25 protein-coding genes are annotated in these 25,390 nt (G+C 63.0%); 15 read left to right on the top strand and 10 right to left on the bottom strand.

Going from position 1 to position 25,390, the window contains the following annotated elements:
* The first annotated feature begins 97 nt into the window (after nt 1–97).
* From NKJ01_RS03555 to NKJ01_RS03580, 6 genes are all read left to right on the top strand, one after another.
* Complete coding sequence (locus tag NKJ01_RS03555; protein ID WP_352726151.1) at nt 98–1,087, top strand: zinc-dependent alcohol dehydrogenase family protein; 990 nt, start codon at nt 98–100, stop codon at nt 1,085–1,087.
* A gap of 195 nt (nt 1,088–1,282) precedes the next feature.
* The gene (locus NKJ01_RS03560) at nt 1,283–1,576 is read left to right on the top strand and encodes a TFIIB-type zinc ribbon-containing protein (RefSeq protein WP_023756692.1); all 294 of its coding nucleotides are present in this window, start codon (nt 1,283–1,285) and stop codon (nt 1,574–1,576) included.
* A gap of 73 nt (nt 1,577–1,649) precedes the next feature.
* Nucleotides 1,650–2,633, top strand: coding sequence for a Tim44 domain-containing protein (locus NKJ01_RS03565; RefSeq protein WP_352726153.1), 984 nt, complete (start codon nt 1,650–1,652; stop codon nt 2,631–2,633).
* 324 nt (nt 2,634–2,957) lie between these two features.
* Nucleotides 2,958–3,509 (top strand): MaoC family dehydratase, encoded by a 552-nt coding sequence (locus tag NKJ01_RS03570; protein ID WP_023756694.1) that lies wholly within the window; start codon nt 2,958–2,960, stop codon nt 3,507–3,509.
* Between the two features lie 2 nt (nt 3,510–3,511).
* The gene (locus tag NKJ01_RS03575; RefSeq protein WP_352726155.1) at nt 3,512–4,672 is read left to right on the top strand and encodes a CaiB/BaiF CoA transferase family protein; all 1,161 of its coding nucleotides are present in this window, start codon (nt 3,512–3,514) and stop codon (nt 4,670–4,672) included.
* Nucleotides 4,669–5,829: an extracellular solute-binding protein gene (locus NKJ01_RS03580; protein ID WP_352726157.1), complete on the top strand. Its 1,161-nt coding sequence runs from the start codon at nt 4,669–4,671 to the stop codon at nt 5,827–5,829. Before NKJ01_RS03575 ends, NKJ01_RS03580 begins: the two co-directional genes overlap by 4 nt.
* Nucleotides 5,830–5,839: 10 nt before the next feature.
* Here the strand turns inward: NKJ01_RS03580 and NKJ01_RS03585 are convergent, their stop codons facing one another.
* Complete coding sequence (locus tag NKJ01_RS03585) at nt 5,840–6,679, bottom strand: amidohydrolase family protein (RefSeq protein ID WP_352726159.1); 840 nt, start codon at nt 6,677–6,679, stop codon at nt 5,840–5,842.
* A 65-nt stretch (nt 6,680–6,744) separates the two neighbouring features.
* Nucleotides 6,745–7,530, bottom strand: coding sequence for an IclR family transcriptional regulator (locus tag NKJ01_RS03590; protein WP_023756698.1), 786 nt, complete (start codon nt 7,528–7,530; stop codon nt 6,745–6,747).
* A gap of 169 nt (nt 7,531–7,699) precedes the next feature.
* Here NKJ01_RS03590 and NKJ01_RS03595 point away from each other — a divergent pair, with 169 nt between their 5' ends.
* The 8 genes from NKJ01_RS03595 (at nt 7,700) to NKJ01_RS03630 (ending at nt 15,001) form a co-directional block, all read left to right on the top strand.
* Nucleotides 7,700–9,019, top strand: a complete 1,320-nt coding sequence (locus tag NKJ01_RS03595) for an ABC transporter substrate-binding protein (protein ID WP_352726161.1) — start codon at nt 7,700–7,702, stop codon at nt 9,017–9,019.
* 133 nt (nt 9,020–9,152) lie between these two features.
* A complete protein-coding gene (locus NKJ01_RS03600; RefSeq protein ID WP_502905854.1) occupies nt 9,153–10,052 on the top strand; it encodes a carbohydrate ABC transporter permease in 900 nt (299 codons plus the stop codon).
* A gap of 2 nt (nt 10,053–10,054) precedes the next feature.
* Nucleotides 10,055–10,921 (top strand): carbohydrate ABC transporter permease, encoded by an 867-nt coding sequence (locus NKJ01_RS03605; RefSeq protein WP_352726164.1) that lies wholly within the window; start codon nt 10,055–10,057, stop codon nt 10,919–10,921.
* Between the two features lie 4 nt (nt 10,922–10,925).
* A complete protein-coding gene (locus NKJ01_RS03610) occupies nt 10,926–12,023 on the top strand; it encodes an ABC transporter ATP-binding protein (RefSeq protein ID WP_352726165.1) in 1,098 nt (365 codons plus the stop codon).
* Nucleotides 12,024–12,028: 5 nt separating this feature from the next.
* Nucleotides 12,029–13,141, top strand: coding sequence for a mandelate racemase/muconate lactonizing enzyme family protein (locus tag NKJ01_RS03615; RefSeq protein WP_352726167.1), 1,113 nt, complete (start codon nt 12,029–12,031; stop codon nt 13,139–13,141).
* A gap of 9 nt (nt 13,142–13,150) precedes the next feature.
* Complete coding sequence (locus NKJ01_RS03620; protein WP_352726169.1) at nt 13,151–13,480, top strand: L-rhamnose mutarotase; 330 nt, start codon at nt 13,151–13,153, stop codon at nt 13,478–13,480.
* Nucleotides 13,473–14,549: a Gfo/Idh/MocA family protein gene (locus tag NKJ01_RS03625; RefSeq protein ID WP_352726171.1), complete on the top strand. Its 1,077-nt coding sequence runs from the start codon at nt 13,473–13,475 to the stop codon at nt 14,547–14,549. Before NKJ01_RS03620 ends, NKJ01_RS03625 begins: the two co-directional genes overlap by 8 nt.
* Nucleotides 14,546–15,001: a MaoC/PaaZ C-terminal domain-containing protein gene (locus tag NKJ01_RS03630; RefSeq protein WP_352726500.1), complete on the top strand. Its 456-nt coding sequence runs from the start codon at nt 14,546–14,548 to the stop codon at nt 14,999–15,001. Before NKJ01_RS03625 ends, NKJ01_RS03630 begins: the two co-directional genes overlap by 4 nt.
* Before the next feature lie 125 nt (nt 15,002–15,126).
* Here NKJ01_RS03630 and NKJ01_RS03635 read toward each other — a convergent pair whose 3' ends face one another.
* The 5 genes from NKJ01_RS03635 to NKJ01_RS03655 all read right to left on the bottom strand — a co-directional run bounded on the left by NKJ01_RS03635 (nt 15,127) and on the right by NKJ01_RS03655 (nt 21,673).
* Nucleotides 15,127–16,023 carry a dihydrodipicolinate synthase family protein gene (locus NKJ01_RS03635; protein ID WP_352726173.1) on the bottom strand — a complete coding sequence of 299 codons (897 nt, stop codon included), beginning with the start codon at nt 16,021–16,023 and terminating at the stop codon, nt 15,127–15,129.
* 28 nt (nt 16,024–16,051) lie between these two features.
* Nucleotides 16,052–18,127, bottom strand: a complete 2,076-nt coding sequence (locus tag NKJ01_RS03640) for a dipeptide ABC transporter ATP-binding protein (protein ID WP_352726175.1) — start codon at nt 18,125–18,127, stop codon at nt 16,052–16,054.
* A gap of 88 nt (nt 18,128–18,215) precedes the next feature.
* Nucleotides 18,216–19,031, bottom strand: coding sequence for an ABC transporter permease (locus NKJ01_RS03645; protein ID WP_352726176.1), 816 nt, complete (start codon nt 19,029–19,031; stop codon nt 18,216–18,218).
* Nucleotides 19,024–19,980 carry an ABC transporter permease gene (locus NKJ01_RS03650; protein WP_352726178.1) on the bottom strand — a complete coding sequence of 319 codons (957 nt, stop codon included), beginning with the start codon at nt 19,978–19,980 and terminating at the stop codon, nt 19,024–19,026. Before NKJ01_RS03650 ends, NKJ01_RS03645 begins: the two co-directional genes overlap by 8 nt.
* 91 nt (nt 19,981–20,071) lie before the next feature.
* On the bottom strand, nt 20,072–21,673 hold the full coding sequence (locus NKJ01_RS03655) for an ABC transporter substrate-binding protein (protein ID WP_023756716.1): 1,602 nt from the start codon (nt 21,671–21,673) through the stop codon (nt 20,072–20,074).
* A gap of 201 nt (nt 21,674–21,874) precedes the next feature.
* Here NKJ01_RS03655 and nanR point away from each other — a divergent pair, with 201 nt between their 5' ends.
* Entirely contained in the window at nt 21,875–22,576 is a 702-nt protein-coding gene (gene nanR / locus NKJ01_RS03660; RefSeq protein ID WP_352726501.1) for a transcriptional regulator NanR, read from the top strand.
* Nucleotides 22,577–22,653: 77 nt separating this feature from the next.
* Here the strand turns inward: nanR and kce are convergent, their stop codons facing one another.
* From kce to NKJ01_RS03675, 3 genes are read right to left on the bottom strand one after another with little or no spacing between them, the layout of a single operon-like run.
* A complete protein-coding gene (gene kce, locus NKJ01_RS03665) occupies nt 22,654–23,610 on the bottom strand; it encodes a 3,5-dioxohexanoate:acetyl-CoA acetone transferase (protein WP_352726181.1) in 957 nt (318 codons plus the stop codon).
* Entirely contained in the window at nt 23,607–24,554 is a 948-nt protein-coding gene (locus NKJ01_RS03670; protein WP_352726183.1) for a 3-hydroxyacyl-CoA dehydrogenase, read from the bottom strand. Before NKJ01_RS03670 ends, kce begins: the two co-directional genes overlap by 4 nt.
* A 10-nt stretch (nt 24,555–24,564) precedes the next feature.
* Entirely contained in the window at nt 24,565–25,350 is a 786-nt protein-coding gene (locus NKJ01_RS03675; protein ID WP_352726185.1) for an SDR family oxidoreductase, read from the bottom strand.
* Between the last annotated feature and the right edge of the window lie 40 nt (nt 25,351–25,390).

Genomic DNA, 25,390 nt, shown 5'->3' on the forward strand with positions numbered 1-25,390 from the left:
GGAACTCCTGCTTTCTACTGTTCTCCTTTGCAGCCATTTATCCTCGGCCAACCTAGCTGCATAGCTCATTCGGTTCAGATAATTTGGAGTATACCGAATGGCACGCGTAGTTCGCTTTCACCGGCATGGAGGCCCCGAGGTTCTGCGCATCGAGGATATCGAGCTTCCCGGACTGGGTCCCGGCGAAGTTCAAATCCGCGTCAAAGCGCTTGGTCTCAATCGCGCCGAGGCACTGCTGCGCGCCGGTGCTTATATCGAGACGCCGACGCTGCCCTCGGGGCTTGGCCTCGAGGCGGCGGGTGTTGTCGAGGCGGTGGGTGAAGGCGTGAACGACTTTATGCCCGGCGACAGCGTCAGTGTCATCCCACCGCAATCAATGATCCGCTGGCCGGCCTATGGCGAGTTGGTCACCTATCCCGCCAATCTCGTCGTCAAGCACCCGCCATCGCTCGACTGGCGGACAGCAGCGGCGGTCTGGATGCAGTATCTGACCGCTTATGGGGCGCTGATCGAGATCGCTAGCCTGCACAGCGGAGATATCGTCGTCATCACCGCTGCATCGAGCAGTGTCGGCCTTGCCGCGATCCAGATCGCCAACAGGGTCGGCGCGACCGTGATCGCGGTGACGCGAACGTCAGCCAAGAAGCAGGCGCTGCTCAACGCCGGTGCGTCGCATGTCGTGGTCTCGGCCGAGGAGGATCTGTCGGCACGGCTGAATGAGATCGCAGGGCAGCAAGGCGTGCGCGTCGTCTTCGACGCGATCGGCGGCCCGGTTTTCGAGCCGCTGACGGCGGCAATGGCACGCGGTGGCATCCTCATCGAATATGGTGGCCTCAGCCGCGAGCCGACGCCGTTCCCCTTGGGCGCTGTGTTGGGCAAGACGCTGACGCTGCGCGGCTACCTCGTCCATGAGATCACCGGCGACCCGGCGAAACTGGAAACGGCCAAGGCGTTCATCCTAGACGGGCTGGAGAGCGGAACGCTGAGGCCGATCATCGACAGGACCTTTGCGTTCGACCAGATCGTCGAAGCGCATCGCTACCTGGAATCGAACGAGCAGTTCGGCAAGATCGTGGTGACGGTTTGAGCAGAGATGGCGAACAAATCACCATTGCCGGCAGCATCGCCCTTGAAGGCGGGACTCTGCCCTCCTAACTGTGCCGTGCGGGCCGGGCCCCTCTGACAGTCGCTTTTGGCGATTGTGATGTCGGACCGCTTTAACGGGCCCGTTTCCATTCCTTTCGGTCAAGCGGGCTCAAATACTTTTGGTTTGGAGCCCCACATGACATCTTCCGTGCTTGGTATGGTTTGCCCCTCCTGTCGCGTCGCGCTCGTGATGAGCGAACGCCAAGGTATCGAAATCGATTACTGTCCGCAGTGCCGCGGCGTCTGGCTTGATCGAGGCGAACTCGACAAGATAATCGAGCGTTCCGGCAGGGAGGCGTCGCCCGCGCCGCAGCCGGCAGCATTCTCCCAGCCGCAACATGGCCAAGGGCGCGATGACGATTATTCCCGCTCGCAGGGCCACCGCTATCCGAAGCGGAAGAAATCATTTTTCGAAGAGTTGTTCGATTGACCGCATGACGCCCGGCACCCGGGGCCGGCGTTTGCTGAAAACTTCAATACCGCATCGACAAAGGTTCATCCCGATGATTTCGCGCACAAGCCGATTTGCAGCCCTCTTTGCAGGACTGTTCCTCGCATTTTCCATGGTCGCGATGGATCATGCCGAGGCCCGTCGCGGCGGCAGTTTCGGCAGTCGTGGCATGCGCACGTTCCAATCGGCACCGCCGACCAGAACCGCACCGGCGTCGACCGCACCGGTCGAGCGTTCGATGACGCCCAACACCGGTGTGAACGACGCGAACCGGCAGCCGCAGGCCGGCATGCAGAGGCCCGGCTTCATGAGCGGCTTCGGTGGGACAATGATGCGTGGCCTGTTGCTCGGCGGCCTGATCGGCCTGCTCGTCGGCCAAGGCTTCGGCGGTCTGGCCGGCATGTTCGGTTTCCTGCTTCAGGCCCTGCTCATTGGTGGCGCGATCATGCTGGCTATCAGGTTCTTCCGGTCGCAATCCGCGCGCGGTCCCGCCCATGCGCTCGCCGGTGCCGGCAATGCCCAGGCGTCGCGGTTTGAGAATCGCGCAACGACGCAGCAACAGACTGCGCGCCCTTTCACGATTCCCGGCTTTGGCGGCGATTCGGAACGCTCTGCGGACCCCGGTTCCGAGGAGATCACGCTGACCCAGACCGACCTCGACGCATTCCAGCAGCTGTTGACCGATGTTCAGGAAGCCTTCGGGCGCGAAGACCATGCTGCTCTGCGCCGGACGACGACCCCCGAGATGGTGTCCTATCTCTCGGAAGAGCTGGCCGACAATGCCCAGAAAGGTCTCAGGAACGAGGTGACGGACATCACTTTGTTGCAGGCCGACATTGCGGAAAGCTGGCACGAGGATGACCGCGACTATGCCACGGCCGCATTGCGCTACGAGTCTCGTGACGTGACGCGCGAGCGGGCCAGCGGCAAGGTCGTTGAGGGCGACGGTGACCACCCGACAGAGACGACCGAGTTGTGGACGTTCGTGCGCGAGAATGGCGCGAACTGGAAGCTCTCGGCAATACAACAGGCCTGAGCTTTGTCCGAGGCGGCTGCTTGCGGGCGCTCGGCGAACCAACGGACAGACGCGTGCCGATCTCGATGGCGTGCCCGGTATCGCTCAGCGCCTCGCAGGCAAATACCTGACAATCCTTGCGCATGAATTGCTCCCCTCCCCCGCCGCCACTTCGGCGCGCGGGGGCGGCTGACATTTCGCCTCTTCGTGCTTGCATCGTAATCCCACATGTGAAAAGAATATTTACAAAAGAAGATTGACGGGAGGAGACGGCGTGCATTCAGGCGGCTTGACGCGTGTTCAAACGGTTGCGCGAGACCTTCGGCACGACTGGCGGAGCCGGCCATGAACGACTTCGCGGCTACCGTCGGCGTCGCCTCGACGCACCCCAAAGACATGCCTGAGGACCATGCCGCGCTGCCGGTGTGGAATGCCGAGAACTGGTTCTATGAGGACTGGCCGGTCGGCCAGAAAATCCGCTCGTTGCGGCGTACCATGGCGGAAGGCGACAGCCATTTGTTCAACACGCTGGTGCTCGACATTCACCCCTATGTGCAGGACCAGATGTTTGCCGAGAGCGAAGGCATTTTCGGCAAGCGGCTGATCGCCGGCGCTTTCGTCTTCTCGGCCGGGCTTGGGCTGGTCGCCACCAATTGCATCAACGCCTTTTCCTATGGCTATGACAAGCTCCGCTTTATAAGGCCTGTCTTCATCGGCGATACGATCTATTCGATCCGCACCAACCTCGACAAGAAGCCCCGCTACAAGGAAATGGGGCTGATCCGCGCCAGCTACGAAGTGTTCAAGGGCGAAGGCGAGCTCGTTCTCTATTGCGAGCATCTGCAGACGGTGAAGTACCGCAACCCGGCCGACTTCGTCGGCAAGACGGAGAAATAGCAATGCCGGCAGCAGCCGAATTGCCGCTTGCCGGTCTCATTGTCGTGGACATGAGCCAATTCCTGTCGGGCCCATACTGCTCGTTGAGGCTGCTCGACCTCGGCGCTCGCGTGATCAAGATCGAGCGTCCGGATGGCGGCGACCTCTCGCGCCGGCTCTATCTCAGTGACACCGAGATCGGCGGCGATTCCACCATCTTCCACGCCATCAACAGGGCCAAGGAAAGTTTTGCCGTCGACCTGAAGAACGAGGCGGATCTCGAGGCGCTGCGCGGGCTTTTGGCCAAGGCCGACGTGCTGATCCAGAATTTCCGGCCCGGCGTCATCGAGCGGCTTGGCTTGGATTACGAGGCCGTTCGCAAGCTCAATCCGCGGCTGGTCTACGCCTCGATCAGTGGCTATGGCGAGGACGGCCCTTGGGTCAAGCGTCCGGGCCAGGACCTGCTGGCGCAGGCGCGTTCCGGCGTGATGTGGCTCAATGGAGACGAAGACCAGGGGCCGGTGCCGTTCGGCCTTGCCATCGGCGACATGCTGGCCGGTGCTGCCTGCGCGCAAGGCGTTCTGGCGGCACTGGTGCGACGTGGCATCACTGGCCAGGGCAGCCATATCGAGACAAGCCTGCTGGAGGCGCTGGTCGACTTCCAGTTCGAGGTACTGACCACGCATCTCAACGACGGCCGGCGTTTGCCACGCCGCTCCAGCTTCCGCAGTGCACATGCCTATCTGTCGGCGCCCTATGGCGTCTACCCGGCCAAGGACGGCTATCTCGCTATCGCCATGACGCCGATCCCCAAGCTCGCCGACCTGCTGTCACTTAGCGAGCTGGCGCCCTATCGTGACCTGCCTGCATCCTGGTTCACCGCGCGCGACGACATCAAGGCGATTATTGCGCAACGGATAGCCACTAAAACCGTCGACGAGTGGCTTGATATCCTCGAGCCGGCCGACATCTGGTGCGCCAAGGTGCTGACCTGGCCGGAGATGCTGGCGAGCGAGGGCTTCCAGTCGCTCGATATTCTGCAGACGGTGACGCGCGAGGATAATGTCTCGATCCTGACCACCAGTTCGCCGCTCCGGGTCGATGGCGTCAGAGCCAAGGTCGATCGGGCAGCGCCTCGTATCGGCGAGCACAGTACGGCAATCCGCGAGGAGTTCGGCCTGTGAGCGTGCCCACGCTCAAGGGCATGACCTGGAGCCATCCGCGCGGCTACGATCCTATGGTCGCCTGCTCATCGCTGTGGAAGCAGAAGACCGGGATCACCATCGAATGGGACAAGCGCTCGCTGCAGGATTTCGAATCGTTCCCGGTCGAGGAACTGGCGCGCGCCTATGATCTCATCGTCATCGATCATCCGCATGTCGGCCAGATCACTGCGGAGCGCTGCCTCGAGCCGCTGGATGTCGCTGGTCGCGAGGCGGAACTTGCAGCACTTGCCTCGGGCAGCGTCGGCCGGTCCTATCCGAGCTACAACTGGCAGGGGCGGCAATGGGCTTTCCCGATCGATGCGGCCAGCCAAGTCCAGGCCTGGCGGCCGGACGCGCTCGACGCGCCGCCGGCGCGCTGGAGCGATGTGCTCGATCTAGCCCGCCAAGGCCGGGTGCTGCTGCCATTGCGCCCGCCTCACGTGCTGATGGCGTTCTACACGCTCGCCGGCAATTTTGGCCGCCCTTGCGCAACGGACCCGTCCGGCGATCTCATCGATGCCGACGCCGGCGGCGAAGTCTTCGAGACGATGCGCGAGATAGCCGCACTGGTCGGCCCCGCCTGCTTCGAGATGGATCCGATCGCAGTTTCGGAACGCATGGCGGAGGCCGGCTCCCGCATCATCTGTGCACCGCTGATCTACGGCTATGTTTCCTATGCAATGTCTGGTTTTCGCGCGAACCGGCTGGCGTTCGCCGACATCCCGGTCGTCGGCTCCAGCGGTCCGATCGGTTCGGCGCTTGGTGGCACCGGCATAGCCGTATCGGCCTTTGCCGAAGCGAAGGATGCCGCGATCGCCTTCGCCTACTGGGTGGCAAGCGGCGAGGTCCAGCGCGGTCCCTATGCCGCCGCTGGCGGGCAGCCCGGCCATGCGGCGGCCTGGGAAGACCGGGCCGTCAATGAAGCGACAGGCAATTTCTATCGCGACACGCGCGCGACGCTGGAGGGTGCGTGGGTGCGGCCGCGCCATGAAGGCTATATGGCGTTCCAGCAGGCGGCGTCCGACCGCATTCTTTCCGGAATGGCCTCGCGGCACAAAGCCGCCGAGGTCATTGCCGATCTCAATCGCCTGTTCCGGGAGACTCTTCCGGCATCAAGCGATACCTCTAAAGCGTAAGCGAACTGGTCTAGTCGAGCCGCCACAGTTTGCGGGCATTCGCGAACAACAGCCTGTCGCGTTCGGCAATGCTGCAGCCCGAAAGCAGCGCGTGGGTCGCCGCCACCCAGGTCGAAAGGCCGCCGCCAAGCGTGCAGACCGGCCAGTCGCTGCCCCAGACGACACGGTCCCAGCCGAACGCGCCGATTGTGTGCTCGACATAGGGCCGCAGCGTCTCAGCCGTCCAGCTGCCCGGATCGGCATAGGCAACAACACCCGAAATCTTGGCCATGACATTCGGGCGCCGCGCGATCTCACTCATGTGCTCGCGCCACGGATGCTCGGTTCCACCCTTGATGTCGGGCACGCCACAATGGTCGAGAACGAACTGGACATCCGGCGCCAGGTTGGCCAACGCGATCGCTTTCGGGATCTGGTGCGGCAGCACGACGAGATCGAAGGTCAGGCCGGTGCCGCCAAGCCGCTTGATGTTCTCACGAAAGAGTACGCCTTCCGAGAGATCATCCGGCACGACATGGAGGACTCGGCGGAAGCCTTTGACGAACGGATTTGCTCGCTGCCTTTCAAGATAAGCCGGAAACTCCGCCTCTTCGGGGCGGCAGGCTGCGATCGCTCCAGCCAGCATGCTGCCGGGTTGCCGTGCCAGCCCTTCGACCCGAAGGGTCTCAGCCTCGATTTCGGCCGGGTCGACATCGACCTCCATATGCAGCACACGCCCGATGCCGACACGCTGCGCCTCCACGGAATATTCCTCATAGGAGAAATCGCGGTTGAGCGCCGGCACGCCTGACAGCCAGGGATAGCGCAAGGCTGAGCGATCGATGAGATGCAAATGGGTGTCGATGATCATGACGGGCTCCTCCTCGTGGCTGTTTCAGATCATCTCACGGAGGAATTCTTCATTCAAATAAGAATTCACGCCGATGAGCCGACTGCCGAGCCCGCGAGGTGCGACAGCTTTTGACATGTTGCCAGCAACAACTCGATCGTCCGGGTAATGTCTGGTGCCGACGGCGCGTTGACCACGGTGATATAGGGAATCGATAGCGCGGCGATCGCCTTGCCATCGGAACTGCGCACCGGAGCGGAGAGGTTGAAGACCCCGGCGGTCTGCATCGAGGCCATCATCTCGTAACCGCGGTCGCGGATCTGGTCGAGCCGGGTGAAGAACTCGGCCGACTGCGCCGTCTTGTCGGTGCTGCGGACGTGTTCCGAAATCATCATCTGACGCTCTTCCGGTGAGCGGAAGGCGAGCAGCACATGTCCCGAACCGGTGTCGAACAGGCTGATATGCGAGCCGACCCGGATCGAAATCCCCCAGTAGTTCGGTGCCTCTTGCTGGCCGATGACGACGGCGGAACCGCGATCAAAAACAACGAGTTGGTTGGCCTGCTGCGATGTCTCGGCCAATTCGCGCATCAGCGGTGTGGCGTAGGAAACCAGCCGACGGACGGGCGCGTGCAATTGCGCCAGTCCGAACAGTTTGAGCGTCAGCGAATAGCGGTCGCCGTCGAGCCGCGTGACGTAGCCGCGCCGCACCAGCCGATCCAGCATGCGGTAGAATTCGTTGGGGCTGCGATCGAGTTTCTTGGCGATTTCGGCCTGCGTAAGACCACCGTCGACGCCCGCCAGCAGTTCGAGGATATCGAGTCCCTTGTCGAGCGCCGGCGCGCGGTAGCGCTCGTCTTCGCTATCGTCCATGACTCATCCCTCCAGTGAATTTCATCCTTCATATACGCAGGAACACGGCTGGCGGAAACAAATTTCGTCTTGACGTACTCGTGAATGTTTTGTTTGTATATGAATGTAGGACTTCTTGTCATCAGACGAGTTGCGGTCGCCGCTGAGGCGGTACCAAGGGAGGATACCAATGAACAGACTGCTTTCCGGCGTGTGCGCCGGTGCATTGTTGCTTGCGTCAGGTGCAGGCGCTGCCTTTGCCGGCGACCTGCCCGGCAAGTTCGAAGGCGTGACCGTCGACGTGAAGCTGATCGGTGGCCAGCAATATGAAAAGCTCTACGAGCGCATTCCCGAATGGGAAAAGGCCACCGGCGCCAAGGTCAACATCCTGACCAAGAAGAACGGCTTCGACATCGACAAGGAGCTCAAGTCCGACATTGCCTCGGGCAGCACCAACTGGTGCGTCGGCTGGAACCATTCGTCGTTCGCGCCGCAGTATACGAGCCTCTACACCGACCTCAGCAAATTGCTGCCTAAGGAAGAGATCGACGCCTTCGTGCCGTCGACGATCACCTCGGCGACGATCGACGGCAAGCTGGAGATGCTGCCGCGAGCGCAGTTCGACGTCTCGGCGCTCTACTACCAGAAGAGCCTCTACGAGAATGCCGACAACAAGACCAAGTTCAAGGCGAAACACGGCTATGACCTGGTGCCGCCGGACACCTGGAAGGAAGTCACCGACCAGGCCGAATTCTTCGCCAACCCGCCAAATTTCTACGGCACGCAGTTCGCCGGCAAGGAAGAGGCGATCAACGGCCGCTTCTACGAGATGGTCATTGCCGAGGGTGGCGAGTATCTCGACAAGGACGGCAAGCCCGTCTTCAATTCAGAAGCCGGCATCCGGGCGCTCGACTGGTTCGTCAACCTCTACAAGGCCAAGGCCGTACCGGCCGGAACCACCAATTATCTCTGGGACGATCTCGGCCAGGGCTTTGCTTCGGGCACCGTCGCCATCAACTTGGACTGGCCGGGCTGGGCCGGCTTCTTCAATGACCCGAAGTCGTCGAAAGTCGCCGGCAATGTCGGCGTCAAGGTTGCGCCGAAGGGTTCTTCTGGCAAGCGCACCGGCTGGTCCGGCTTCCATGGTTTCTCGGTGACCGAGAATTGCCCGAATAAGGAGGCCGCGGCCTCGCTGGTATGGTGGCTGACCAACGAGGACAGCCAGAAGCTCGAGGCTGCCGCAGGTCCGCTACCGACCCGCACGGCCGTGTGGGACTGGGACTTGAAGCAGGCCGAAAACGATCCTTACAAGAAGGAGGTTCTTACCGCCTTCCAGGAAGAGGCCAAGCACGCTTTTGCCGTGCCGCAGACGCCTGAATGGATCGAGATTTCGAACGCCGTCTATCCCGAACTGCAGGCGGCGATCCTCGGAGACAAGACGTCCAAGCAGGCACTGGATGAAGCCGCCGCCAAGGCGACGCAAATCCTCCAGGACGCCGGCAAGCTCTAGTAACGGTTCCCAGGGCTGCCTCCCCCACTAGAGAATGGGGGAGGCGATCGCGTTTCTTTGGACGCCAGCGGTTTACGCTGATCCTTCGCCCCAGGCCCGCGCACCGCCGTCCAATGCAAACACCTCAAGGATTCTGATGAAGGGCCTCAAGCCATCCGCGCCATTCCTGCTGCTGCTTCCGGCCATGATCGTGCTGGCGGCCGTCGTCGTGGTGCCGTTGCTGCTGTCGCTCTATTCCAGCTTCACGCCTTTCCGCCTGACGCGGCCCGAGACATTCTACGTCTTCATCGGCTTCAGGAACTATCTCTCAATCCTGTCCAACACCGATTTCTGGTGGGCGTTCGGCCGCACGGTGCTGCTGCTGACCATCGCGCTCAATCTCGAAATGCTGCTCGGCCTCGGACTTGCGATGCTGGTCGAGAAGGCAACGCGCGGCCAGCGTATCCTGCGCACGCTGATGATGTTCCCGATGATGTTCTCGCCGATCCTCGTCGGCTTCCAGTTCAAGTTCATGTTCAACGACAATATCGGCCTGGTGAACAATGCCCTGCAGTCGCTCGGCATCACCAGGGATGCCATACCGTGGCTGATCGAAGGCCATCTCGCCTTCATCGCCATTTCGATCGCCGAGATCTGGTTGTCGACGGCGATCTTCGCGATCCTGATCCTCGCCGGACTGCTCGCCATGCCCAAGGAGCCGATCGAGGCGGCACAGGTCGACGGCTGCACGCCGTGGCAGACCTTCCGCTATGTGACGTGGCCGTTCGTCATGCCGTTCGCCTACATTGCCATGACCATCCGTTCGCTCGACGTGGCGCGCGCCTATGACATCGTCAAGATCATGACCGATGGCGGACCGGCGGGCCGAACCGAACTGCTTTGGACACTGGTGGCGCGCACCGCCTACAGCGACGGACGCATGGGCATGGCCAACGCCATGGCCTATTTCTCGATCCTGCTGTCGATCGCCTTCACCGTCTATTTCTTCAACAAGCTCGCCGCGGCGCGCACGCAGATCGGTGCTGAGTGGTGAGAATGGACGAAAATTCTTCCGCCCGCCTGAAGCGTCGGCTGATTGGCATTGTCTATCGCATCGGCCTGTTCCTGGCGATGCTGACCATCTGCCTGCCGGGTCTCTGGATCGTGCTCTCGTCGCTGCGGCCGGCGGTGGAGATCATGGCCAAGCCGCCGGTGTGGATCCCGCAGGAGATTTCGTTCGACGCCTACATCGCGATGTTCTCCGGCATCGGCAAGGGTGGCATCCCTGTCATCGAATATTTCCGAAACTCGCTGATCATCTCGGTGACCTCGACGGTCATCGCGGTGGCCATCGGCATGGCTGGCGGCTATGCCTTTGCGCGCTACCGCTTCCGCGGCAAGTCGAGCGTCTTTCTCGGCCTGATGCTGACGCGCACGGTGCCCGGCATCGCGCTCTCGCTGCCGCTGTTCTTCCTCTATGTGCGGCTTGGCATCATCGACACGCATTTCGGGCTGATCCTTGCCTATGTTGCGCTCAACGTGCCGTTCACGATCTGGCTGATCGACGGCTTCTTCCGCCAGGTGCCCAAGGACCTCGCGGAGGCAGCGCAGATCGACGGCTGCACGCGCTGGCAGGCATTCTGGCAGGTCGAGTTCCCGCTCGCCGGGCCGGGCATCGCATCCGCCGCGATCTTCGCCTTCCTGACCTGCTGGAACGAGTTTGCGCTGGCCTCGCAGCTGACCCGCTCGGTAAGCGCCAAGACGCTGCCGGTCGGCCTGCTCGACTACACGGCCGAGTTCACCATCGACTGGCGCGGCATGTGCGCGCTGGCCGTCGTGATGATCATTCCGGCGCTCACCCTCACCTACATCGTCCAGAAACACCTAGTCGGCGGCCTGACCTCCGGCGCGGTGAAAGGCTGATCCAATGGCAACCGTTACCCTCACCAAGCTGACCAAACGTTATGGCAATATCGGGATCGTGCACGGTATCGATCTCGACATCGCCGATCGCGAATTCATCGCGCTGGTCGGTCCATCCGGCTGCGGCAAATCGACGACGCTGCGCATGATCGCCGGACTGGAAGAGATCAGCGCCGGCTCGATCGAGATCGGCGGGCGCGTCGTCAACGATCTGCCGCCGCGCTCGCGCAACATCTCGATGGTGTTCCAGTCCTACGCGCTCTATCCGCACATGACGGTGCGCGAGAATCTCGGCTTCTCCCTGAAGATCGCGAATGCGGTCAAGGAAGACATGGAGCGCCGCGTCGCAGAGGCCTCGGCCATCCTCGGCCTCGACGCGCTGCTGGACCGACGCCCGTCGCAATTGTCGGGTGGCCAGCGCCAGCGCGTCGCCATGGGCCGCGCCATTGTGCGCGACCCCGATGTGTTCCTGTTCGATGAGCCGCTTTCCAACCTCGACGCCAAATTGCGCACGCAGATGCGCACCGAGATCAAGAAGCTGCATGCCAAGGTGCGGTCAACGGTGATCTACGTCACCCACGATCAGGTCGAGGCAATGACGCTTGCCGACCGCATCGTCATCATGCGAGACGGCCATATCGAACAGGTCGGCACGCCCGACGAAGTGTTCCGGCGCCCGGCGACGCGCTTCGTCGCAGGCTTCATCGGCTCGCCGCCGATGAACCTGCACGAGGCGACGATCGATGACGGCCGGATGGTTTTCGCCAGCGGCGAAAAATTGCCATTGCCCGGTCAGTTCAAGGCCAATGTCGCAGCCGGAGACAAGGTCGTGTTCGGGCTGCGGCCGGACGACATCTATCCGACCGGACACGGCATCAGCTCCGGGGGTGCGGCCGACGTCCACCAGATCGAACTGCCGATCACGGTCACCGAACCGCTCGGCAACGAGACGCTGGTGTTCGTCGAATTCAACGGCACCGACTGGGTTTCGCGCATGCTGAACCCGAGGCCATTGAGGCCGGGCGAGCGGGTGGCCATGAGCCTCGACATGTCGCAGGCGCATCTGTTTGCCACCGAGACCGGAAAGACATTGCGGAGCTGATCGGCATGGCCAAAATCGAGAAAGTCGACCTTTGCATGGTGGACCTTGTGCCCAAGGTCAAGCGCACCGACGCGATCCAGAGCTTCGTCAGCCAGGAAACGCCGATCGTCACCATCACGGATTCCGACGGCGCGGTCGGTACCGGTTACAGCTACACGATCGGCACCGGCGGCTCGTCGGTGATGCGGCTCCTCTCCGACCATCTGGTGCCGCGCCTGATCGGCCGCGACCCCGACATGATCGAGGCGATCTGGCACGATCTCGAATTTGCCACGCATGCCACCACCATCGGGGCGATCACGGCCATCGCCATCGCGGCGATCGATACCGCGCTTTGGGATCTGCGGGCCAAGAAGCAGAAACTGCCGCTATGGAAACTTGCTGGCGGCGCCAAGGACCGCTGCCCGCTCTACACGACCGAAGGCGGGTGGCTGCATATCGAGACGCAGGCACTGGTCGACGACGCGCTGGCCGCCAAGGCCAAGGGATTTCGCGGCTCGAAAGTGAAGATCGGCAGGCCGCACGGTTCGGAAGATCTTGCCCGCCTGTCGGCGGTGCGCAAGGCGGTCGGCGATGGCTACGAGCTCATGACCGACGCCAATCAGGGTTTCTCGATCGACGAGGCGATCCGGCGCGCGGCGAGGCTGCGCGAACTCGACCTCGCCTGGATCGAGGAGCCGCTGCCGGCCGACGACATCGATGGGCATGTGCGGCTGTCGAACTCGACGCCGACGCCGATCGCCATCGGCGAGTCGCTTTACTCCATCCGCCATTTCCGCGAATACATGCAGAAAGGCGCCTGCTCGATCGTGCAGGTCGATGTCGGCCGCATCGGCGGCATCACGCCCTGGCTCAAGATTGCCCATGCGGCGGAGGCCTTCGACATTCCGGTCTGTCCGCATTTCCTGATGGAACTGCATGTCAGCCTGACCTGCGCTGTTCAGAACGGCAGATATGTCGAGTACATTCCGCAACTCGACCAATTGACCGGCAAGCGCATACGCATCGAAGATGGCCAGGCGCTGGCGCCGGACGAACCGGGCATCGGCATCGACTGGGACTGGGACGCGGTCAAGGCCATGAGCATCGCCGAATTCACCACGGCGATCACGAAATAGGAGACGGGCATGCAGCGGATGGGGATGGTTCTTGGGCTGAAGCCGGAAAAAGTCGAGGAGTATGTCCGCCTGCACGCCGCCGTCTGGCCCGACGTGCTGACCAGGATCTCGGCCTGCAACATCAAGAACTATTCGATCTACCTGAAGCGGCCGGAGAACCTGCTGTTCAGCACCTTCGAGTACCATGGCACCGACTACGAAGCCGACATGGCCAAGATGGCTGCCGACCCCAGGACACAGGAATGGTGGGCGGTCTGCATGCCTTGCCAGGAACCGCTGGCGACGCGCAAGGAAGGCGAATGGTGGGCTGATATGGACGAGGTCTTCCATCATGACTGAAAGCGGTTTCGACCCTGCCTTGCTTGTCCAGTCATGGCCCAAACCCTCCAAGCCGCGGCCGATCGTCACCTTCGGCGCCGGCTCGATTGTCAGGGACGCGCATTTCCCGGCCTACCGGAAGGCCGGCTTTCCCGTCGCTGGGCTCTATGATCCCGATCACACCAAAGCGGAAAAGCTTGCTAGCCAATGGGGCGTGACGGCCTTTCGCACACTTGAGGAAGCGGCCGCCGTCGAGGGTGCGATCTTTGACCTCGCGACGCCGCCCACCCGCCATGCCGATGTGCTGAAAGCATTACCTGGCGGCGCCGTGGCGCTGATCCAGAAGCCGATGGGCGGCCACCTTGCCGAGGCAACCGAAATCCTCGAGATCTGCCGTTCCAAGAAGCTGCAGGCCGCAGTGAATTTCCAGGGGCGCTTCGCACCGATGATGCTGGCGCTGAAGGATGCCATCGCCAAGGGCTGGCTCGGCGAGATCGTCGACTTCGATGCCTGGCTGGCGTTGGCGACACCGTGGGAGCTGTGGGAGTTCCTGCTCAAGGCACCGCGCGTCGAGATCGCCATGCACTCGATCCACTATCTCGACCTGATCCGGCAGCTGCTTGGCGACCCGCGCGGCGTGCACGCCAAGACGCTCGGCCACCCCAACCATTCGGTGGCGCAGACGCGCACCAGCGCAATTCTCGACTATGGCGACACCGTGCGCTGCGCGCTGTCGATCAACCACGATCACAAGTTCGGTCGCCGGCACCAAGCCTCCGAGTTCCGCATCTGCGGCACCGAGGGCGCGGCCTATCTCAAGCTTGGCCTCAACCTCGACTATCCGCGCGGCGAAGCGGAGGTGCTGGAGATCTACCCAAAAGGCGGAACGGATTGGGTCGCGGTGCCATTGGCCGGAGCATGGTTCCCCGACGCCTTCGTCGGCCGCATGGCCAATGTCCAGCGTTTTGCTGCCGGAGAAGATGTTCTGCTGATCAGTCCGGTAGAGGACGCATGGAGCACGATGGCGCTGGTCGAGGCCGCGTATCAGTCGAGCGCGGCACCGGCGACGCCGATCGCGGAAAGGCCCTGATGGAACAGATCCAGTATTTCGAGGACTATGAGATCGGCTCGTCCCGCCTTACCAGCGGCCGCACCATCACCGAGACGGACTTTGTCGTGCATGCCGGCCACACCGGCGATTTCTTTCCGCATCACATGGACGCCGAGTTCATGAAGACGACGCCGTTCGGCCAGCGTATCGCACACGGCACGCTGGTGTTTTCGGTCGGCATCGGGCTGACGGCAACCGTCGTCAACCCTGTAGCCTTTTCCTATGGCTACGACCGGTTGCGCTTCATCAAGCCGGTGTTCATCGGCGACACGATCCGCACGCGCACAACCATCGCGGCCAAGGAAGACGATCCCAAGCGGCCAGGTTCAGGGCGGGTAATCGAGCGCTGCGAGGTGATCAATCAGCGTGGCGAAGTGGTGCTCGCGGCCGACCACATCTACATCGTCGAACGCAGGCCCCCGCAGGGCTGAGACTCGACCTGATGCCTATGAGCTGGCCTTGGCCATGAAGTCGGACCGAGAATGGTCGTGCAGATCTGGCAAGCGCCATATATGTTGTCGTATTCGTCGACTGTAGGTCTTTCAGCCAACTCCTCTCACGCCAGCCACTCTTTCACCGCCGGGCGAGCAAGAACCGCGCGCATCCGGTCCTCGGCGTCGGCGACAGCCAGCGCCATCGGCGCACGGGTCGGGCCACAATCGACGCCTATGACGCGGAAGGCCGCTTTCATGCCCGGCAGGACGCCGGTTTCCAGCACCACCTCGACGAAGTCCTGCGACACCATCTGCAGCATTTTCGCCCGTGCCAGATTGCCGGCGCGGATCGCCTGGTCGATCGCCACGTACAGCCTGCCGAGCAGATTGTAGGTGGTGCCGATGCCGCCATCGGTGCCGAGCATGCCGGCGGCGGCATAGATCTCGTCAAAGCCGTAGTAGAACAGCTTTTGCGGCTGCCGCTTGCGCAGCAGCGAATATTTGAACAGGTCGGTGGAGGTGTATTTGATGCCGATGACATTGCGCAGATCGAGCAGTCGGACCAGCAGGTTGAGCGGCAGCGGCCGGCCGGTGCGCAAGGGGATTTCGTAGACGATCAGCGGCAGGTCCGTCGCCGCCGCCAGCGCCTGGTAGTAGCCAAAGACCTCTTCGTCGGAGAATGGATAGGAATGCGGTGGCAGCGCCGACAGCGCGTGATAGCCGAGCTTTTGCGCCTGCCGTGCCAAGCGGATGGAATCGCGCAGGTTCGGCATGCCGACATGAGCGATCAGCCTGGTGCCGGTGCTTGCAGCACTGGCGAACACCACCTCTTGCTGAACCAGCAATTCGTCCGCCGTCAGCAGGCCAGATTCGCCGCTGCTGCCGCCGACATAGAGCCCGGCCAGGCCCTGGCGCAGGACGTAGTCGTTAATGTTGCGCTGGCGCTGCGGATCGAATTCGCCGGCATCGCTTAGTCCGGTCATCAAGGCGGCATACATGCCCGCCAATTCCTTGGTCATTTGGGAATCCTCAGTCCGTTCGGAAATTTCATTGTGTGGCCTCGCCTGCATGGTGGCAGGCGACGAGATGTTGCCCGGTGATGGGTGAGCCGAAATCGCGCACCTCCGGCGTCACCCTCGCGCAGATGTCGCTCGCCATCGGACAGCGCGGATGAAAATGGCAACCGGGCGGTGGCTTCGACGGATCGGGCACCGCACCGCCCAGCACGATGCGCCGGCGTGTACCACCGGCCTTGGGGTCGGGCACCGGGATCGCCGACAGCAGCGCGCGTGTATACGGGTGCAGCGGGCTGCCGAACACCCCTGCCGTGGTGCCGATCTCGACGATCCGGCCCAGATACATCACCGCGACACGGTCGCTGAGATAGCGGATCATCGACAGGTCATGACCGATGAACAGATAGGTCAGCCCGAGGCGCGCCTTGAGGTCGTCCAGCAGATTGACGATCTGCGCCTGGATGGAGACGTCGAGCGCCGAGATCGGCTCGTCGGCAATAATGAATTTTGGATTGGCCGCCAGAGCGCGGGCAATGCCGACACGCTGGCGCTGGCCACCGGAGAGCTCGAACGGGTAGCGGTCGCGCAGCGCTTCCCGCAAGCCGACCAGCGCCAGCAATTCACTGACGCGGGCATCGCGCGAGGCGCGCGTGCCGATCTTCTGCGCACGCAGCCCCTCGCCGATAATGCGCCCGACCGTCATGCGCGGGTTGAGCGATCCGAACGGGTTCTGGAAAACCATCTGCATGTCGCGGCGGCGCAGCTTGAGCTGCTCGCCTGTCGCAGCGGCATAGTCCCTGCCCTCGAAGACGATGCTGCCGGCGCTCGGCGGCTCGAGCCCGAGCACCGCGCGGCCGGTCGTCGACTTGCCGCAGCCGCTTTCACCGACCAGCGCCAGAGTCTCGCCGCGCATCACCTTGAAACTCACCCCATCGACGGCATGCACGGCGCCGACCTGTCGCCTGAGCACACCGCGCCGAATGGGAAAATGCACCTTGAGATCGGCGACGACGAGCAGCGGTTCTTGCTGTAGCGTCGCAGCCGGTGCCGCGCTTGGCGTAGCTGCCGGCGCACGCGGACATCGCTCGACTTGCCGCCAGCGCCAGCATGCGGCGGTGTGGCCGGCGCCGACCGTTTCCAGTGGCGGTTTCTGCTCGCGGCAGCGCGCCTCGGCATAATCGCAGCGCGGCGCGAAGGGGCAGAACGCCGGCGGCAGGGTGACATTAGGCGGCGCGCCCTTGATCGGCACCAGCCTTGTGTTTGCCGCCGTCAGCGATGGAATCGAATTCAACAAGCCGATCGTATAGGGGTGCGTTGTTGCCGAGAACAGCTCATCGACCGGCGCGCATTCGACGATCGAGCCCGCATACATCACCGCGACGCGATCGGCGAAGCCGGCAACGAGGCTGAGGTCATGGCTGATCCAGATGATCGCCATTCCGAGCTGTTTCTGCAGGCGAGCGACCAGCTCGACGATCTGTGCCTGGATAGTGACATCGAGTGCCGTGGTCGGCTCGTCGGCGATCAGGATCGACGGCTTGCAAACCAAGGCCATGGCGATGCCGATGCGCTGCAATTGCCCGCCGGAGAACTGGTGTGGAAAGGCGCGCATGCGCTGCGGCGCGTTGGCAATGCCGACGAGATCCAGCATGTCGAGCGCCTGGCGCTGTGCTTGTGGCTGGCTCAGGCCCTGGTGCTCGCGCAGCGCCTCGGTCAGCTGCAGGCCGATGGTCAGCACCGGGTTCAGCGACGACATCGGATCCTGGAAGATCATGGCGATGTCGCGGCCGCGGATCTGGCGCAGTTCGCTGTCGGGCATGGCCAGCAGATCGCGGCCTCGAAACAACGCACGGCCGGAGGTGACCCGGCCGGGAGGCTTGCGGATCAGGCCCATCAGCGTCTGCACGGTGACCGACTTGCCGGAGCCGCTTTCGCCGACGATGGCCAGCGACTCGCCTTCGGCAAGATCGAAGGAGACGTCGTTGACGGCATAGACGGAGCTGCCTTTGGGGCCGAATTCGACGCTTACGCCTTGTACGGAAAGCACAGCTTGCTGTCCTATCCCCTTTGCAGCCCTGTCGACGGAAAGCGTGTTGGCCTCCATCATTTGCCACCACCGCCCATGATGTGCTGCGGGTCGAGCGCGTCACGTAGGCCGTCGCCGACGAAGTTGATGCTGAGCACGGCCATCGCGATCATCGCGCCGGGCGGGATCCACATCCAGGGCTGCTCTCGAGGATCGACAGCGTGCGGGCATCGCGCAGCATGTTGCCCCAGCTGGCCGCCGGCGCCTGCGCGCCGAGGCCGAGGAAGGACAGCGAGGCTTCGAGCAGGATGACGGTGGCGACGTCGAGCGTGATCGCCACCAGGATCGGGCCCAGCACGTTGGGCAATATGTGTTCGAGAATGATGACCGACGGCGAGGTGCCGAGCGAGCGCGCGGCGAGGACGAATTCCTGGTTGCGCAGCGCCAGGATCTCGCCGCGCGTCAGCCGGGCGATGGACGGCCAGCTGAGCAGGCCGATCACCACCATCGTGTTGAAGATGCTCGGGCCGACCACTGCGACGAAGGCGATGATGATGACCAGGCGCGGAAAAGTCAGCACCATGTCGATCAGGCCCATCAGCAAGAGGTCGACCTTGCCGCCGAAATAGCCAGCAATGCAGCCGACGAAGATGCCTATTGCTGCCGAGATCGCCACCGCGGCGAAGCCGACCGTCAGCGAGATGCGGCCGCCATAGAGGATGCGGGCAAAGATGTCGCGGCCGGTGCCGTCGGTGCCCAGCCAATGCACGCCGCCCGGCGGCTGGTTGCGGCCGCGCAGGTCGATGTCGTTGGGGCCGTAATGCGCGATCAGCGGCGCCAGCATGCAGGCGAGCACGATGATGGCGAGCATGATCAGCCCAAGCGTCGCCAGACGGTGATTGAGGAAACGGCGGACCGCCTCGGCCCACAGGCCGCGCGAGACGCCGACAGCGATCGTTACATCGGCGGCGGTGACGTCAGTCATAGCTCACCCGCGGGTCGAGCACGCTGTAGGCAAGGTCGGTCGCAAGGTTCGCCAGCATGACGATGATGGCGGTGAGCAGCACATAGCCCATGATGACCGGGCTATCCCTGTTGACCACCGCATCGATGAACATCAGGCCGATGCCCGGCCACTGGAAGATCGTCTCGATCACCACCGAGCCGCCGAACAGCGTCGGCAAAGCGAGGCCGAAGACAGTGACCAGCGGGATCAACGCGTTGCGCAGACCGTGGCGCAGCGTGATCGTGCTTGGCCTGAGGCCCTTGGCCTTGGCGGTGCGCATATAGTCCTGGTTCAGCACTTCGAGCATGCCGGCGCGGGCGTAGCGCATGAAGATCGCGGCGCGGAACAAGGCGAGCGCGGCGGCCGGCAGGATCAGGTGCCTGAGATTGTCGAGGAGCGAGAAGTTGTCGCCCGCCGTCGAGATGCCCGACGACGGCAGCCAGCGCAGTTCAAGCGCAAAGACGTAGACGAGCAGCAGCCCCATGAAGAAATCCGGGATCGACACGCCGACGAAGCCGCCCAGCGTCAGCGAATAGTCGGTCAACTTGTATTGCCGGAGCGCCGAGATCACGCCCAGCGTGGTGCCGATGAGGAAGGCGACGAGCAGTGCCACCGCCATCAGCTCCAGCGTCATCGGCAGGCGCTCGCCGATGATATCGCCGACGCTGCGACCGTTGACGAAGGAGCGGCCGAGATTGCCGTGCAGGATCTGGCCGATCCAGTTGAGGTATTGGATGTAGAACGGCTGGTCGAGGCCGAGCTCGCCGCGCCGCATCGCGATCAGCGCCTCGCTCGACGGCGCCTCCGCCGTGATCATCGCCAGCACGGCGTCGCCCGGCATGGCATGCGCGATCGCGAAGACTATGACGGTGACGCCGAACAGCACCGGGATGCTGAGCAGCAGCTTGCGCATGAGATAGCTGAGCACCGGCTTCTCCTATCGCTGAAGGCGGCTGTTGAGGCGGTTGGTCATGAGGTTCCACCTCATAACCAACCGATGAGGGCGTCTACGCAGCGGCCTATTTTGCCACTTCCCACTTCTCGACTTCGTTGTAGACCGGGTGGTTGAAGATCACGAGCGGCTGCTCCTTGAAGTGCTGCGCCAGGCCAACGATGCGGTTGTTGAAAGCCAGCGGCCGCACCTCGTTCCACAGCCAGGCCTTGGGCAGCTCCTCGTTGAGGATGCGTGACGCTTCCTGGTAACTTTCGGCACGCACGGCTCGGTCGGTCGATTCCAGCCCCTTGTTGAACAGTTCATCGACCTTGGTATTGCAATAGCCCATGCTGAGTGGTTTTGCGCCGCAGACGACGACCGGCGAACCGAGCGAGGGATCGAGCCCCATACCGTTGGCGAAAAAGCCCATCTGGAAGCTGCCGTCGGCATAGGTCTGGTTGATTGCCGCCGGATCGAGCAGGCGCGGCTGGATGTTGACGCCGACTGCGGCCAGATAGCTCTGGATGGCGGTGACGGTGTCGACATTCATCTGGTCGGAATAGTAGTAGATGAAATCGACCGGCTGGCTGCCGTCCCAGCCCGCGTCGGTGAGCAATTGCTTGGCCTTGTCGGGATTGTAGTCGTAGGGCTCGAGGTCCTTGGCGCGTGCCCAATCCTGCGGAAACAGCGTGTTCGACAGCTCGCCGGCGCCTTGCTTGACCGTCTCGATGATGGCCTTGCGGTCGATGGCGTAGAGCATCGCCTGACGCACCCGCACGTCGGCAAAGCGCTTGTTCTCCAGGTTGAACTGCAAGTAGGTCGGCAAGCCGGCGGAGAATTTCGGCAGCACCGTCAAATAGTCGAGCTTCTGCAGCCGGGCGAGTTCGGAGATGGGCACGCCACCGCCCTCATAGGACATGGCGTCGACCTCCTGCGTTTCGAGTGCGGCGATGATCGGCGGCACGTCCTTGTAGATCTGGTAGATGATGCGCTCGAGCTTCGGCGCACCGAGGAAATAGTCGGGATTGCGGTCGACCTCGACATACTGGTCGCTTTCGTATTTCTTCCAGATAAACGGGCCGGTGCCGACGCGGTTGACCCAGAAGGCGTTGCCCTTGATATCGCCGGGCGCGACCTTGCCGAGGATGTGTTCGGGAAAGATGCTGATCGCGATAAGCTGCAGCTCGACCCAGAGAGGCTTGGCGCTGTCGAGTTCAATCTGGACGGTCGTGTCGTCAAGCGCCTTGACCCCGGCAAGCGAGGAGGCCGAGCCATCCTGGAAAGCCTTGTATCCGGCCACCGAGCCGAGCTTCTGCGCCCAAGGCGAGCCAACCTTGGGGTTGGCGTAGAGGTTGAGGCTGAACACCACGTCCTTGGCGGTGAAGGGCGTTCCGTCATGCCATTTGACGCTATGGCGCAGGCTGAAGACATAGGTCTTGCCGCCATCGGGCGTCTTCCAGCTTTCGGCCAGCATCGGTTGCACGCCATCGCCCGTCCATTTGATGTGGACCAGTCCCTGCAGCACGGTCTCGTCGAGCCTATGGCCGCACGTGGTGTGCAGTGTTCCCATCTCGATGCAGCCGGTGCGCACGGCGGAACGGAACGTGCCGCCCCCCTCGGCCTTGGCGATCACTGCGGCAAACATCAGCGCCATCGCCGGCACAAGGCTCATCAGCAGTCGTCTCATGGAAATCCTCCTCCCATTGCTTTCCGCCGGCCGAAATCGGGGCGATGCCCCTGCTCCAGGCCTGCTCCCGCGTCAGACCCTCGCCTGCCGCGCCGACCGCCGCGCCATTGGCCGGCGGCGACCTCCTCCAAACCCATCGGTTCCGCAAGTCCTCGCTTGCGGCGACTGGTCTAATAGCTTAAAAGGTAGACCATGCACAATATGCCGGTTCGAAAAAAATTATCCGATGAAGTCCGCCTCCGCCTGGAGGAGATGATCCGCGACGAGGTCTATGCGGTCGGCGCCTCGCTGCCGTCCGAACGCGACCTGATGTCGATGTTCGATGTCGGGCGCCCCTCGGTGCGCGAAGCGCTGTTTGCGCTGGAGAAAATGGGGTTGGTGCGCATCAACAGCGGCGAGCGGCCGAAGGTGACGCGGCCGACGTCGAAAAACATGCTGGAGCAGTTGACCGGCACGGCGCATCTGTTGATGGACCAGCCCGACGGCATCGGCCATTTCGAGCAGCTGCGGCTGTTCCTCGAAGTCTCGATCGCGCGCCATGCCGCCGAGGTGGCGACGCGCGAACAGATCGATGCGCTGGCAGCGGCACTTGCCGAGAACGAGCGCGCCATCCCGCGCGCCCGCGCCTTCGCCATCACCGATGTCGCGTTTCACCGGGTGCTGACCGCAATTCCCGGCAACCCGATCTTCCTCGCCGCTCATGAAGCGCTGGTGGAATGGCTGATCAACCAGCGCATCCACATGGCCAACACCGAAATGGAAAACCGCAGGAGCTTTGCCGGCCATAAAGCCGTGCTCGAAGCCATCGAGCGGCACGATCCGGAAGCTGCAGGCGGAGCGATGCGCGAGCATCTGGAAAACGCCCGGCGCAAGTTCAACTCGGGTGTGGCGAAACCCGACTAGACGCGCCCGTCTTCACGCTTCGATCTTCATGCCGTCATCTCGGTATTTGGCGCCGCACAGCGATTGGTCGGGCCGCGTCAGAAAGCGACCTTGTCGCCGCCTTTCAATGACAGGATTTCCCGTGCCTCGTCGGGCGTCGCCACTTCCATGCCGAGCCCTTCGATGATCCTGCGGGCCAGGAGCACTTGTTCCGCGTTCGATTTGGCAAGCTTGCCCTTGCCCGCCCACAGGCTGTCCTCCAGCCCAACGCGGATGTTGCCACCGAGTGCGGCTGATTGTGCGGCGATACGCAGTTGGCTGGCGCCGGCGCCCAGCACCGACCAGCGGAACTGGTCGCCGAATAGCCGGTCGGCCGTGCGCTTCATATGGGCCACGTCTTCAGGATGCGTGCCGATACCGCCAAGCAGGCCGAACACCGACTGCACGAAGAAAGGCGGCTTCACCAGCCCACGGTCGGCGAAATGGGAAAGGTTGTAGAGATGGGCGATGTCGTAGCACTCGAATTCGAAGCGCGTGCCATTGTCGTAGCAGGTCGCCAGGATGTACTCGATGTCCTTGAACGAGTTGCGGAAGACGAGGTCGCGCGTCGCTTCCAGATGCGGCTTTTCCCAGTCGAACTTGAAGGTCTCGTATCTGTCGGCGAGGTGATAGAGCCCGAAATTGATCGAACCCATATTAAGCGAGGCGACCTCGGGCCTGAACTGGGCGGCTGGGCGCACACGCTCCTCGACCTTCATGTAGGGGCTGCCGCCGGTGGTGATGTTGATGGCGGCTTTGGTGCCTTGCTTGACGCGTGGCAGGAAGCGGGCGAAGGCCTCCGGCGTCTGGTCGGGCTTGCCGGTCTCCGGGTCGCGGGCATGCAGATGCAGGATCGCGGCACCGGCTTCCGCCGCGGCGATCGCCTCCGAGGCAATCTGGTCGGGTGTGATCGGCAAATAGGGCGACATCGTCGGCGTGTGGATCGCGCCCGTCACCGCGCAGGTGATGATGACCTTGCCCTTGGTCTGCTGAGCGCCGCGGGTCGTCTCAATCATTGTCCATACTCCTGGTCCGATTTTTTCTTGTGCGCCGCCAGCGCCATCAGCCGGCGGTCGCGCCATACCTGCCGCTCGCCGAGGTTCTCGCGCGGCAAGCGTTCGCGGCGGTCGGCTTCGACGGTCTTCATCACCTCGCCCGCCCAGTCGACGCGGCGCAGCATCTGCGGAAAGATGTTCGAATAAATCGACTGATAGCGCTCGACATAGTCGCGCACGCCGCCGGGCGCGTTCAGATCGATTGTCTCGAACGGACCCATGAATGACCAGCGCAGCGCCAGTCCCTCGCGGATGCCGATGTCGACATCCTCGACGCTGGCGTAACCGTCGGCGACAAGCCGGAACGCTTCCTCAAGCAATGCGCCTTGCAAGCGGTTCATGATGAAGCCGTCGAGCTCGCGCTTCATCACAAGCGGTGCGTGGCCGGCATCGATGAGGAAGGCGCGGGTCCTTTCCAAGGTCTCGGCGGACGTCCACGGCGCGGGCACGATTTCGGCTGCCGGAATGAGATAGGGCGGATTGATCGGATGCACGACCAGGCAGCGATGGCGCCTTTGCAGATGGTTGGTGAATTTCGATGGCAAGAGCGCCGAAGTGGAGCTGGCGATGATCGTTTGCGGATCGGCAAGCCTGTCGATCAGAGAGAATACGTCACGTTTCACCTCCAGGTTTTCGGGCGTGTTCTCCTGGACATGGGCTGCACCGGCCAGCGCCTCCGCCAACTCGGCGACGATTGCGATCCGGCCGAGCACGGCGTCGACCGCCTGTCCTCGCAGGAGGTCGTTCCGGGCGAGATCGCCAAGCACGCCGGCAACGTAGTCGCGGGCGCCACCTGTCGCGGCGGGCGACTGGTCCCACATCCGCACACTATGGCCGGCACGGGCAAAGCTGATCGCCCAGGCTCGCCCGATGAACCCGCTTCCGACAATTGCGACATTGGCCATGGATTATTCCTCAGAGTGTTTCGACATTGCCGTCGACGCCGAGCGACTGGCCGGAAATGTTGATGCCCGCATCGGAGAGCAGGACGGCGACCATCGCGGCGACATCATAGGGGCTGGTCATGCGGCGCAGCGAGATGTTCTGTAGATAGCGATCCCTCATCTCCTCATGGCTGATGCCGACCTGCTTGGCACGTGCCGAGATGACGCCTTCTATGCGCGGCCCCTCGATGATGCCGGGTAGGATGGCGTTGACCCTTATGCCGTGCGGCCCGAGCTCCTTGGCGAGACTCTGCGTGAAACCGATGACACCGAACTTCGCCGCCGAATAGGGCGTGCGGAAGGCGTAGCCATGCCGGCCGGCCGCCGACGACATCGAGACAATCGAGCCGCCGCCCGCCGCCTTGATCAGCGGTACCGCGCGCCGGGCACACAGGAACTGGCCGGTCAGGCAGATGTCGATGCAATGTCGCCAGTCCGCCGGATCAATCTCCTCGACACCGCCGGTCGGTCCGGCAATGCCGGCATTGTTGATCAGCGCATCGAGACCGCCGAGCTTTTCCTTAACGGCCTCGAAAAGCCGGTCGACGTCGTCGTCGCGCGAGACATCGGCCTTGATCGCGGCGACCAGATCGATCTTGCCGGGAGCAGCGGCCAGCGCCTCGTCGGAAACGTCGCAGACTATGATGCGAGCGCCGAGCCGCGACAGCGTGTCGGCTATGGCAAAACCGATGCCTCCAGCGCCTGCCGTCACCAGCACGCGCTGGCCTTTCAGCCCGGTCAGAAAGTCGTCCTGCATGCAACAGCTCCAGCGAGATTCCTGGCTATATAGAAACGGA

Source organism: Mesorhizobium sp. M0276 (genome assembly GCF_040321755.1).
In the GTDB taxonomy this organism is placed as follows: domain Bacteria; phylum Pseudomonadota; class Alphaproteobacteria; order Rhizobiales; family Rhizobiaceae; genus Mesorhizobium.